General features: G+C 36.4%; 10 protein-coding genes and 1 riboswitch. Of the genes, 8 read left to right on the top strand and 2 right to left on the bottom strand.

The genetic code is table 11. The annotated features are described in order from the left end of the window. The first annotated feature begins 1 nt into the window (after position 1). Together ribH and RTX21_RS09380 are read left to right on the top strand one after the other, a co-directional pair. Positions 2-487, top strand: a complete 486-nt coding sequence (gene ribH, locus RTX21_RS09385; protein WP_312767113.1) for a 6,7-dimethyl-8-ribityllumazine synthase — start codon at positions 2-4, stop codon at positions 485-487. A 228-nt stretch (positions 488-715) separates the two neighbouring features. Next, positions 716-1,564, top strand: coding sequence for a neutral zinc metallopeptidase (locus tag RTX21_RS09380; protein ID WP_312767112.1), 849 nt, complete (start codon positions 716-718; stop codon positions 1,562-1,564). Positions 1,565-1,650: 86 nt separating this feature from the next. On the opposite strand, the gene RTX21_RS09375 is transcribed toward RTX21_RS09380, so the two are convergent. After that, on the bottom strand, positions 1,651-3,921 hold the full coding sequence (locus RTX21_RS09375) for an aconitate hydratase (RefSeq protein ID WP_312767111.1): 2,271 nt from the start codon (positions 3,919-3,921) through the stop codon (positions 1,651-1,653). A gap of 300 nt (positions 3,922-4,221) precedes the next feature. Beyond that, entirely contained in the window at positions 4,222-6,999 is a 2,778-nt protein-coding gene (locus RTX21_RS09370; RefSeq protein WP_409414974.1) for a bifunctional aconitate hydratase 2/2-methylisocitrate dehydratase, read from the bottom strand. Between the two features lie 433 nt (positions 7,000-7,432). Here RTX21_RS09370 and RTX21_RS18025 point away from each other — a divergent pair, with 433 nt between their 5' ends. From RTX21_RS18025 to RTX21_RS09345, 6 genes are all read left to right on the top strand, one after another. Beyond that, a complete protein-coding gene (locus RTX21_RS18025) occupies positions 7,433-7,723 on the top strand; it encodes a DUF2752 domain-containing protein (RefSeq protein WP_409414973.1) in 291 nt (96 codons plus the stop codon). A 15-nt stretch (positions 7,724-7,738) separates the two neighbouring features. Beyond that, complete coding sequence (locus tag RTX21_RS09365) at positions 7,739-8,407, top strand: WG repeat-containing protein (protein WP_312767110.1); 669 nt, start codon at positions 7,739-7,741, stop codon at positions 8,405-8,407. Positions 8,408-8,431: 24 nt separating this feature from the next. Continuing rightward, positions 8,432-8,523: riboswitch (TPP riboswitch) on the top strand. Between the two features lie 121 nt (positions 8,524-8,644). Next, the gene (locus RTX21_RS09360) at positions 8,645-10,744 is read left to right on the top strand and encodes a TonB-dependent receptor plug domain-containing protein (protein ID WP_312767108.1); all 2,100 of its coding nucleotides are present in this window, start codon (positions 8,645-8,647) and stop codon (positions 10,742-10,744) included. 156 nt (positions 10,745-10,900) lie between these two features. Next, the gene (locus RTX21_RS09355; protein ID WP_312767107.1) at positions 10,901-11,569 is read left to right on the top strand and encodes a T9SS type A sorting domain-containing protein; all 669 of its coding nucleotides are present in this window, start codon (positions 10,901-10,903) and stop codon (positions 11,567-11,569) included. Positions 11,570-11,661: 92 nt separating this feature from the next. Next, positions 11,662-12,339: a hypothetical protein gene (locus tag RTX21_RS09350; RefSeq protein ID WP_312767106.1), complete on the top strand. Its 678-nt coding sequence runs from the start codon at positions 11,662-11,664 to the stop codon at positions 12,337-12,339. Beyond that, on the top strand, positions 12,311-12,832 hold the full coding sequence (locus tag RTX21_RS09345; RefSeq protein WP_312767103.1) for an acyl-CoA thioesterase: 522 nt from the start codon (positions 12,311-12,313) through the stop codon (positions 12,830-12,832). Before RTX21_RS09350 ends, RTX21_RS09345 begins: the two co-directional genes overlap by 29 nt. The last annotated feature ends 26 nt before the right edge of the window (positions 12,833-12,858 follow it).

The raw sequence follows: 12,858 nt of genomic DNA, 5'->3' as shown, positions 1-12,858 counted from the left end.
AATGGCAACAACTAATCTATCAGATTATAAGCCACTCAATATTTCCAATGCCGATGAATATTCAATCGGCATTGTTGTTTCTGAGTGGAACGATTTTGTAACCTATAATCTTCGCAATGGCGCTATCGAAACGCTGAAAGCAGAGGGAATCAAAGAAGAAAATATTCATATCTATTACGTTCCGGGTGCTTTTGAATTGAGCTTTGCAAGTATGAAGCTTTGCAAATCAAACAAGTTCGCAGCAGTTATCGCTATAGGAAATGTAATTCGTGGGGAAACACCTCATTTCGAATTCGTTTGTTCAGGCGTTACACAAGGAATTAAAGATTGTAATATTTTGACAGATACACCTGCAATTTTCTGTGTTTTGACAGATGACACCAAAGAACAATCTATCGCAAGAAGCGGAGGGAATCTTGGAAACAAAGGTGTAGAAGCAGCTGTTACGGCATTGAAAATGATTGATTTCAATAACAAATCGAATTAGAACTTCTGATTTAGATTTTTAGGAGCTTGATCCCGTCAGTAGTTTATCCTGAGTAAAGTTGAAGGGCTATATCTTTTTTGTTTTTTTCAAAGTTTGTCATTCTGAGCTTGTCGAAGAATCCAAAAACAAAAAGGATGCCGCTACTATCGGGCTATTGACAAACAACGGCATAATTTTTCGTTATAGCTAAAAAGAATTTCTTAATTTTAAAACACAAAATATTGTAAGATGAAATGGACAAACGATAGAAGTGACAACGTAGATGACAGACGCGGTTCCGGCAGTGGAGGCGGAATGCTGGTTGGTGGTGGTTTAGGAACCATCATTATTGCAGCCATTGTTTTCTTTCTGGGAGGTGACCCTTCTGCAATTTTACAAAACAGTACAAATTCTCCACAACAAACTGAACAGAGACAACTTTCCAAGGAAGAACTCAACATCAGAGAGTTTGTGAGAATGTTGACCAAAGAAAATGAAGAAACCTGGGCAAATGTTTTTAACCAAAACGGAATCCAATTCAGACCTGCAAAAGTCGTTTTGTTCGAAAGCACAACTAGTTCAGGCTGTGGGACCGCTCAATCAGAAATGGGACCATTCTATTGTCCATCAGACCAGACCATTTATATGGATATGAGTTTCTTCAATGAACTTCAGCAAAAATTCGGAGCCAAGGTTGGACAATTCACAGTTGCTTATGTTCTCGGACACGAATATGGGCATCATATTCAGAATCTCTTAGGGACATTGGATAAAGTTCATCAATTAAGCCAAAGTGGAAGTGAATCACAAGCCAACAGAATCTCTGTTGCCAACGAATTACAAGCTGACTTTTATGCAGGGCTTTGGGCAAAGCAAACAGACAGTCGCGAAAAGATATTAGAACCCGGTGATATCCAAGAGGCCATGAGCGCTGCCGCTGCTGTAGGAGACGATAACATCCAGAAAAGAGGTCAAGGTTATGTAAATCAGGAAAGTTTCACTCACGGTTCTTCTGCTCAACGAGAAGAATGGTTTATGAGAGGTTACAATACCGGTGATATCAGACAAGGTGATACTTTCAGTGCACTACTGAAATAAAATAAGAAAAACAGAATTTTATAAAACAGAAAAAGCAAGAATCATTCAATTCTTGCTTTTTTTATTATTTAAATATAGACTTTATATTATCCTTGTTTTTCCATTTTCTTAATAAGATTAAGAGCAGAACCTGCTTTGAACCATTCTATTTGTCCAGAGTTGTAAGTGTGGTTTGCCATAATAATATCTTTAGCTCCATCAGCGTGAACAAATTCTAGAGTCAATTGTTTTCCTGGTGCAAATTGGTCAAGGTCAAGAAAATTGATTGTGTCGTCTTCAAGAATCTTGTCATAATCTTCTTTGTTAGCGAAAGTGATTCCTAACATCCCTTGTTTTTTAAGATTTGTTTCGTGGATACGGGCAAATGATTTAACCAAAACAGCTCTTACACCAAGATGTCTAGGCTCCATCGCTGCGTGTTCTCTGGAAGAACCTTCTCCATAATTCTCATCACCAACTACAATTGTAGGAACGCCATCTGCTTTATATTGTCTTGCCGAATCCGGAACTGGTTTGTATTGCCCGTCTTCTTCGTTTTTAACATTATTGGTTTCCATATTGAAAGCATTCACTGCCCCAATCAACATATTGTTGGAGATATTATCAAGGTGTCCTCGGTATTTTAACCAAGGTCCCGCCATAGAAATATGATCTGTGGTGCATTTTCCGTAAGCTTTGATTAGCAGTTTTGCTCCGGTAATATTTTTCCCGTCCCAAGCTGGAAATTCTTCTAACAACTGAAGTCTGTCTGATGTTGGTGAAACAATCACTTCCACATTGGAACCATCTTCAGCAGGAGCAATATAGCCCGGGTCATCTACATCAAATCCTAATTTTGGCAAATCATCTCCGCTTGGTTGGTCTAAAAGAACTTCGACGCCATCTTTGTTTTTAAGTTTATCCGTCAAAGGATTGAATCTCAAATCTCCTGCAATTGCTAAAGCAGTAACCAATTCTGGCGAACCAACGAAAGCATAAGTGTTTGGATTTCCATCCGCTCTTTTAGAAAAGTTTCTGTTGAAAGAGTGTACGATCGTATTTTTTTCTTGTTTCTCAGCTCCTTCACGAGCCCATTGCCCGATACAAGGTCCGCAGGCATTAGCAAAGACCTTACCTCCGATTTCATCAAACGTTTTCAAGAAACCATCTCTTTCTACGGTAAACCTTACTTGTTCAGAACCAGGCGTAATTGTATATTCTGCTTTTACTTCGAGATTTTTTTCTTTAGCTTGTTTGGCGACAGAAGCTGCTCTGGCAATATCTTCGTATGATGAGTTGGTACAAGAACCAATCAATCCTACTTCAATTTTTGTTGGCCATCCATTTTTCTCAGCAATCTCTTTCATTTGCGAAATAGGCGTTGCCAAATCCGGAGTGAAAGGACCGTTGAGATATGGTTCTAAAGTATCCAGATTGATTTCAATAACTTCATCATAATATTTCTCTGGATTTGCGTGAACTTCTGGGTCGGCTTTCAAAACGTGAGCAATGGAATCGGCTGCATCCGCCAGATTTTCTCTGTCTGTTGAACGGAGATATTTGCTCATATTTTGGTCATATTCGAAAATAGAAGTAGTGGCTCCGATTTCCGCACCCATATTACAAATCGTACCTTTTCCGGTACAAGAAAGCGAATTGGCACCTTCACCAAAATATTCTACAATAGCACCAGTTCCTCCTTTTACGGTAAGAATTCCTGCTACTTTAAGAATGATATCTTTTGGAGCAGTCCAGCCATTTAGTCTTCCTGTCAATTTAACGCCGATCATTTTTGGGAATTTAAGTTCCCAAGCCATTCCTGCCATTACATCTACAGCATCGGCTCCACCGACGCCGATGGCAACCATTCCAAGTCCACCAGCATTCACAGTGTGGGAATCGGTTCCAATCATCATTCCGCCAGGAAAAGCATAATTTTCCAAAACCACTTGGTGAATAATTCCGGCTCCAGCTTTCCAAAAACCAATACCATATTTATTAGAAACTGATTGTAAGAATTGATAAACCTCGTTATTCTTATTTTCAGCTTCGATCAGATCTTTGGCTGCACCAACTCTTGCCTGAATCAAGTGATCAGCGTGAACTGTTGATGGAACAGCAACTTTTTTCTTTCCAGCCTGCATAAATTGTAAAAGAGCCATTTGCGCCGTTGCATCCTGCATTGCCACTCTATCAGGAGCAAAGTCTACATAAGATTCTCCTCTTTTAAATGCTTCTTTTGCCTGAGATGGAAAAAGATGGGCGCAAAGAATTTTTTCTGAATAAGTAAGAGGTCTTCCCATAAAAGCTCTTGCTTCGTTTACTCTGGTTTCGAAATCAGAATAAACTTTTTTGATCATATCCAAGTCAAAAGTCATATCTCGATTTTATTTTATTATTAAATTAATTCCCAAAACTCAAGGATTGAAGTTGGAAAATTTACTTTGTTAATTTATCAAATACTATTCCTATAGCTTTTGGAATAGGATTAATAAGTTGAATAATCACAATGTTTTATGTCTATCAAGTTAAGCAAAAAATGAAAATCTTCTCATTGACATAGGTTAAAATAATCCCAACTTTTCTAAAATGGAAAGATTCTAAACAAAAAATGGAAGACTTCAAAAAGAAATCTTCCATTTATATTTAAAAAGCCTTTCGACTAAAATTTAATTTAATTAATGACCAACAGTTACCAATTCTTTAATAGACGGAACGAAAGTCGTTAAATCAATTCCTTCAACTGCTTCTTTATATTCTTCAATACTTGGAATTCTTCCCATAATTGCGGAAAGAACAACCACCGGAGTTGAAGCCAATAAAGATTCTCCTTTTTTACGTTCAGAATCTTCTACAACTCTTCCTTGGAAAAGACGAGTAGAAGTTGCTAAAACAGTGTCTCCTTTCTCAGCTTTTTCCTGATTACCCATACAAAGGTTACAACCTGGACGCTCAAGGTACATCATATTTTCATATTGCGTACGAGCCTCACCTTTCGGAGCTGCATCGTTGAATTCGAAACCGGAATATTTCTCCAATAATTCCCAGTCGCCTTCAGCTTTTAATTCATCAATGATATTATAAGTAGGAGCCGCAACAACTAAGGGAGCCTGGAATTCTACTTTACCATTTTTCTGTTCAAGATTTCTCAACATCTGAGAAACAATTTTCAAGTCGCCTTTGTGAACCATACAAGAACCTACGAAACCAAGGTCAACTTTTTTCTCACCTCCGTAATACGTAAGGTCTCTGATGGTGTCGTGAGTATATCTTTTAGAAACGTCGTCGTTGTTTACATCCGGGTCAGCAATCATTGGCTCAACGATAATGTCTAGGTCAACAACTACTTCAGCATAATATTTTGCATTAGCATCTGGAGTTAAAGCAGGTTTGTCACCTGTTCTGATTTCCTCGATTCTCTTGTTTGCTTTGTTAATTAGACCTTGAAGAACATGGTTTTTGTTGTCCATTCCTTTGTCAATCATAATCTGGATTCTGCTTTTTGCAATTTCCAATGATTCAATCAAAGTATCGTCTTCAGAAATACAGATAGAAGCTTTAGCTTTCATTTCTGCAGTCCAGTCTGTGAATGTAAACGCTTGGTCAGCCGGAAGTGTTCCGATGTGAACCTCTATAATTCTACCTTGGAAAACGTTTTCTCCGTCAAATTGCTTCAACATCTGAGCCTGAGTTGCGTGAACCACATCACGGAAATCCATGTGCTCTTTCATATCTCCTTTGAAAGTCACTTTCACAGATTCAGGAATCGGCATTGAAGCTTCACCTGTTGCCAAAGCAAGTGCTACGGTTCCGGAGTCAGCTCCGAAAGCAACCCCTTTAGACATTCTCGTGTGCGAGTCACCTCCGATGATGATGGCCCATTCGTCCACCGTGATATCATTAAGAACTTTGTGAATAACGTCTGTCATTGCGTGGTATTCACCTTTCGGGTCACGTGCGGTGATCACTCCGAAATCATTCATAAATTTCATTAATTTAGGAATATTAGCCTGAGCTTTTTTATCCCAAACTGAAGCCGTGTGACAACCTGACTGATAAGCTCCGTCAACAATTGGAGAAATTACCGTTGCAGCCATTGATTCCAATTCCTGAGAAGTCATCAAGCCTGTAGTATCCTGGGAACCAACGATATTTACTTCTACGCGAACGTCAGAACCTGCGTGTAATAATTTACCTTCAGTAACACCCACTGCGTTTCTGTTGAAGATTTTTTCAACGGCAGTTAAACCTTGTCCTTCAATAGAAATTTCTTTAGATGGCGCAAAAACTGTGGGAGCTGTAATTCCTAAAGTTTTAGCAGCAAACGTCTGGATTTTTTTACCAAAAACGATAGCGTAAGAACCACCAGCTTTGATGAATTCTAATTTTTGAGGAGTAAATGATTTTGAAATATCTTTCAATTCAGTTTCTCCGTTGTATAATTTTTTCTCTTTAGTATTGATAGTAAGAACTGTTCCTGTAGCAACAGAATATTTTTCTTCCAATACAATATCTCCATTTTCGTTACGGATTGGATTTCCGTTTTCGTCAGTTTTCTTCACCCAGTTTTGTAAATCGATTCCGATACCTCCGGTTACATCAACGGTTGTTAAGAAAATTGGAGAAATACCGTTTGTCCCCGCAACAATTGGAGCGATGTTTACGAAAGGTACATAAGGACTTGCCTGTTTTCCTGTCCAAAGTGCAACGTTGTTTACTCCCGACATACGAGATGAACCAACGCCCATTGTTCCCTTTTCTGCAATCAGCATTACGCTTGCATCAGGATGTTGGGCTTGAAGCATTTTGATTTCATCCTGCGCTTCTGGTGTAATCATACATTTTCCATGAAGTTCTCTGTCTGAACGTGAATGCGCCTGATTTCCTGGCGACAATAAGTCTGTAGAAATGTCACCTTCACCAGCGATGAATGTTACAACCTTGATTTCTTCCGGAACTTCTGGAAGTTTAGTGAAAAATTCTGCTTTTGCATAGCTTTCCAGTATGTCTTTAGCGATTTTGCTTCCCAACTCATACGCTTCTTTTAAACGAGCTGTATCTGCATCATAAAGATAGACCTGAGTTTTAAGAACTTCAGCAGCCTGGGTTGCAATGTTTTCATTATTATCTAAAGCCAGATCAAGCAATACTTCGATTGACGGACCTCCTTTCATATGAGATAGAAGCTCAAAAGCAAAACTTGGCGTGATTTCTGCAACAGCAGACTCGCCAAGGATGATTTCCTTTAGAAATTTTGCCTTAACGCCAGCGGCGCTAGTTGTACCAGGCAAAGTATTATAGATAAAAAATTTAAGAGAATCGGCACGATATTCGTTAGCTGTATCTTTGATTTGTGCAATGATTTCACTTAATAATTCTGCACTGTCAATAGGCTTCGGATGAAGGCCTTGGCTTTTTCTTTCTTCAATCTCTTGGATGTAATCCTGATAATTCATAATAATAGAAGTCTTTTCATTCTTTAATTTAGAAGATTTGTTACTATTGAAAGATTCGGATAGGAACAAAATCTACGCGTAAGGAGATAGGTTTCAGATTTTTATTTTAAATAAATTCCTGATTCTATCGATGGAATTTAATTTCTTGTTAAATTCGCCCAAATTTACGAAATTCTACGCTTTTTCACGAATGGAATAATTTAGATTGAAAATAAATTAGATATGTTTTATCTATATTTTATGTTTTTTATCATAATAATTTCTATTTTGAAAATCGAACAGTTTTAAAAATCACATTGTATTGCAAATCAAGGGATTAATTAAAAGATATAATAAACAAGCTATAATTTTTGTTTTTTTTGTGACTTTGATAGGTGTCTATTATCTTTTTGACCCTACCAAGAGCCCATTCTTTTTAAAATGCCCTTTGAAAATGATCACAGGTTATGATTGTGCTGGTTGTGGTATTCAGAGATCTTTTCATTCCTTGTTGCATTTTAGATTATTGGAAGCATTTAAGTTCAATCCATTGTTTGTTATTTCAATCCCTTTCTTGATATTGGCTTTGCTTTTGTACTTATTTAATAAGAATGACAAGTTAAGTGTTAAATTGGATAATTATGTTTTTAATAAAAAAATCATTGTTTTTGTATTGATAATAATTTTTGTATTTTCGTTGCTTAGAAATTCTGATTATTATAAAGCGATAATCGAATATCTTTAAACACAAACAATATCGATGAAAAAAAAATTTAGCTTACTCTTGATAGGCTGGTTCTTTTTGTCTAATTCTCAGATGAAAAAAGACCAGATTCCTGAACTTATTCCCCAATCAGTAAATCAAAAATTTGGATATATAGATCAAAGTGGAAATTTTATTATTTCTCCAGAGTATCATATTGCTATGTTTTTTTCTGAAGATTGTAATTTGTTGAACTCGCCAAATAAAAATGTTGCGATTTTCGGAAGCTCAGATTATGCCACTGTGGAAAAAGATGAGGTCTCGTATAGGATAGATAAAAAAGGGAATCGAGTCTATCGTTACAGACAGTCTGATCTCGGAAGGTGTGTTTCGTCCTATCATTCTTCTGTTTACAAGGTTTTTGCTCTCAATGGTAGTTATGGATTGGTAAGTAAAAAAGATGTAGATATCACTGGTTACAAAGATTTTAATATTTATCCTCAGTATCAGATGCTTTATGTTTTGCAGGGTGATATGGAAAGTCCCATGATTGTGGCTGTGAAGAATGATAAATTTGGTATTGTAGATAAGAATAATAAAACAATCGTCCCTTTTATCTATGAGGATATAAAAACTAATTTATCGTGGAAAACGGCTAATCTTTTTGAGGTTTCCAAAGATGGAGAGGAATATTTTTTTATCGACAGAAATAATAATGCATATTAATTAAAAAAGATGTAATTTCGCAGTCAGAAATTTAAGGGGTGCTGTAACAAGCTGAGATTATACCCAATGAACCTGGAACAGATAATGCTGTTTAGGGAAACGATTTTTAATGAATAATTAAAAATTGAAAAAATTAATAAAATGTAATTTCCGGAGATTATAAATTATTGATTTTTCATTGCTAATTCTTTTCGCCCCTTTTATTCCAATAAATTTTAACAACAAAGATTTAAACGAATGAAAGGATTTATTTTTTTAGGAGTATTCATTGCTCCATTTTATCTTTCACAAACTGTTCAGGATTCTACGCAAATTACTTCTATTCCTGCAGTTGAGTTCACAAAAAGGACGCCCGTTGCAAAAGCGATCATCAATGTCGAAAAAGATTTGGCGGACAAAAACCTGGGACAGGATTTGCCAATTCTCTTGAAAAACCAAATGTCAGTTGTCTCTACTTCTGATGCTGGAAATGGAGTAGGCTATACAGGACTTAGGATTAGAGGGGCTGCGGGAACAAGTATCAATGTCATGTTGAATGGCGTTCCCTATAATGATTCTGAGTCGCAAGGGACGTTCTTTGTGAATGTTCCGGATCTCACGAGCTCCGCTTCACAAATTGTGATTCAAAGAGGTGTCGGGACGTCTTCAAACGGAGTTTCGGCGTTTGGAGCAAGTGTGAACGTGATTTCTAAAGATCCGTCTGATGAATTTTCTGTAAAAACAGATGATTCTTATGGTTCTTTCAATACTTACAAATATTCTGCTGAAGTTAATTCAGGTAAATTCTGGAAAAACAGATTGTCTGTAATGGGAAGATATACTTACATCCATTCTGATGGTTATATTGACAGGGCTTTTTCAAAGCTTCATTCCTATAACTTCTCTGCTTTGTTCCAGGAAAAAAACACAGAATTGAGATTCCTGGCTTTTGGAGGGAAGGAGAAAACTTATCAAGCTTGGAATGGAGTTGACAAAGCGACCTGGGAAACTGATCCGAGGTATAATTATTCTGGAGAAATTTATGAGGCCAATGGAGATATAAGATATTACGACAACGAAACAGATAATTACAGACAAAATCATTATCAATTATTATGGAATCAAAAATTCTCTGATGATTGGAAATTAGAAACAACAGCGCATTATACCAAAGGAAAGGGCTATTATGAGAATTACAAACAAAATGCTAAATTTTCTAAATACAATCTGCCAAATATCATTGAAAACGGGATTGAAATCAAAACTTCCGATTTTATAAGAAAAAAATGGCTTGACAATGATTTTTATGGTGTGATCTCAACTTTATATGGTAATTTGGGCGATTTGAGTCTTAACGTTGGAGCGGTTGCAAATCAATATTATGGAAGACATTTCGGAAATGTCACCGGCGTTTTTATTCCTCAGATTGATGAGTTCGAGTATTACAGAAATCGTTCTGTGAAAAATGAAGTTTCCGGTTTTGCAAAGGCAATCTATAAGCTTAATCAATTCGAGTTCTTTGGTGATCTACAATTGAGAAATATCGATTATGATACAAAAGTGATCCAGCAAGGCGATGGTGAAGGGGTGGATCTTGATAAGAACTGGACATTTTTCAATCCAAAGGCAGGTGTTAATTTTAATATAGAAAATGGAAAAGTTTTTGTTTCTTATGCTAATGCACATCGTGAACCAAACAGAGATGATCTTTTCGCCAATCCGGAAACAAAAGCCGAAACACTTCACGATTTTGAAGCAGGTTGGGAACAGCAAATCGGAAAAGTTGCTTTGACAGCGAACGCATATTATATGTATTACAAAAACCAGCTGGTTTTGAATGGACAGGTCAACAATGTCGGAGCCTTTATCAGAACCAATAGTGGAAAAAGTTACAGGCTGGGTCTGGAATTAGGAATTCTGTCAAAAATCACAAAAGATTTACAGGTTTCTGCTAACGCAACTTTCAGCGATAACAAAAACAACGATTTTTATATAGAGACAGAGTCCGGGATTCAGAACTTAGGAAATACAGAAATCTCTTTTTCGCCAAGTTTCCTTGCCAATGGGAATATTCTTTATTCACCTTTCAAAAATTTTAATCTTGGCGTTACAGCGCAATATGTTGGCAAACAACATCTGGATAACAATGGAGATAAAGAGAATCAATTGGACGCGTATTTTGTTCCTGATTTTAATATGTCATATAAGCTGCCTCTTAAGAAACAAGATGTGACTTTGAGGTTCTTGTTAAATAATTTCACCGATACGAAGTATGTCAACAACGGTTTTAGTGGACCGTATTACTTCGCACAAGCAGGAATTAACTTCCTTTTTGGGGTTTCTATAAAGCTTAGATGAAAATTTTTAAATTGAAAATCAATTAGTTGTAAAAAATTAAGGTCTATTTTGTAAATTTTTATTTGTTAACTTAAAATTAATATTAGATTTACAACAATTTCAAGTACGTGTATAATGTACATTGAAATTATATATAGACCTTAAAAATTTACATTTATGAAAAAAATCTATTCATTAATGCTTGCCGCATTGGCAGGTGTTACGCTTTCTGCGCAGCTTACTTATACCGTATCGAACGGTGTTTATAATCTTACTTACGGAAAATCAGGTGATTGGAGTTTCTATGATCCACAAAGTCAGCCAACTTTCTATATCCATGTTTGGTCTGCTCAATCTGATGGTGACAATAATCAAGGAAACTTTGATGACGCTTGGTCAAACTCGAATACCACGATGACTTGGAGCGATACAGAGGGAGCTTATGTTGGGACAATTAATTTGAATTCTAAGCTTTTCACAAATTCTAATAATACAATGCCGGCAGGGACTGTCGTTCAAAGAATTGGAGTCGTATTTAAAAACAAACAAAATGGGGCTGATTTCCAATCTGGAGATAGAGACCTTGAAGGGCCAACAACTTTGACAACACTAGCTGTATCTGAAGCTGGTTCAAAAACAAGATCTCAGGTTGCAGCAGGAAAATTATTTACTTCTGTGAAAGGAAATCTGGATATCACAGTTTATGATTTCGGAGGGAAAGTGATCAAAACCTTAAAAGTAACTGCAAATGGAAACCCGATCGATTTAAACCTTTCTCAAAAAGGGATCTATCTGATGACAATTTCCGGACAAAATATCTCAGAATCTGTGAAATTTGCATACTAAGTTTAATTAATTCATATCAATTCAAAAAAGGTTGCCGTAAAAGCAACCTTTTATATTTTCTATAACATCAAAAATTATGTAGTTTTGTGGCGATGAATTTTGAATATCTTTTATATCAATATCTTCTGAAGCATAAAAGGGCAGAAGTTCCGGAATTCGGTGTTTTCGAGCTCACCAGGGAATCTGCTAAAATTGATGCAGAAAATTCTATTATTATTCCTCCGAAAGAGACTGTCACTTTCGAGTATAAACCGTCTGGCTACGACAATCAGTTAGCGAGATATATTGCTGATGAAACCAACTCCAACCTTTTTACTGTTGAGACTGGTCTGAAAAATGAAGTCGCAAAGTGGTTTCAGAAACTACAGACAGAAACTATTCTGAATCTGGAAAATCTTGGACAATATCAATTAAATGAGAATAACAGCGTTGTTAAAGTAACAGACAATGATGATGATGTTTTTGGTTTTGAAAAAGTAGATTTGCAACATCTCAAAACTTTGAAATCAACAAATAATTTCACAGAAGATTACAATTTCAAGAAAGATGTAATTTGGACTTTTATAAGTGTAATTGTTGTTGGAACTGCTGCATTATTTCTTTTTGGAGACCAGGAACTGATATTCGGAAAATCATCAAATATCCCAACAAAGCGAATTGTAAAGAAAGCTGAACCCAAAAAAGTGGTGACAATTCCTAAACAAGATTCAATTAAAATAGATAGTATAAAACCGACAACGAATGCAAAAATCCAAAAAACCAATAGATAGCCTTACGGTAATGACGAACATCGTCCTGCCCAACGAAACCAATTCTTTAAGAAATCTTTTCGGAGGAGAACTATTGTCAAGAATGGACAGAGCAGCTTCTATTTCAGCAACAAGACATTGCGAACGAAGAGTTGTAACGGCTTCTGTGAATCACGTTTCCTTTAATCATCCGATTCCTGAAGGGGGAATCGTAGTTTTGGAATCCAAAGTTTCCAGAGCATTTGGTACATCTATGGAAATCTATGTTGATGTTTGGTTAGATGACCCGATTAATCAGACGAAAATCCAGACTAATGAAGGAATTTATACTTTTGTAGCAGTTGATGAATTCAATCGTCCGATTCCGATTCCTAAAATAGAACCTGAAACAGAATTAGAAATTATCCGTTACGATGCGGCATTGAGAAGAAAAGAATTATCATTGATTCTTTCCGGAAGAATGAAACCTTCAGAATCTGTAGAACTCAAAAAGTTATTTCTGGGAACAGAATAATTAAAAAATATAAACTAAGAGCGGGC

The organism is Epilithonimonas sp. (genome assembly GCF_032054305.1).
GTDB lineage: Bacteria > Bacteroidota > Bacteroidia > Flavobacteriales > Weeksellaceae > Epilithonimonas.
Note: the sequence above shows the minus strand (reverse complement) of the source record. Positions and strands in the feature narration are given on the sequence as shown.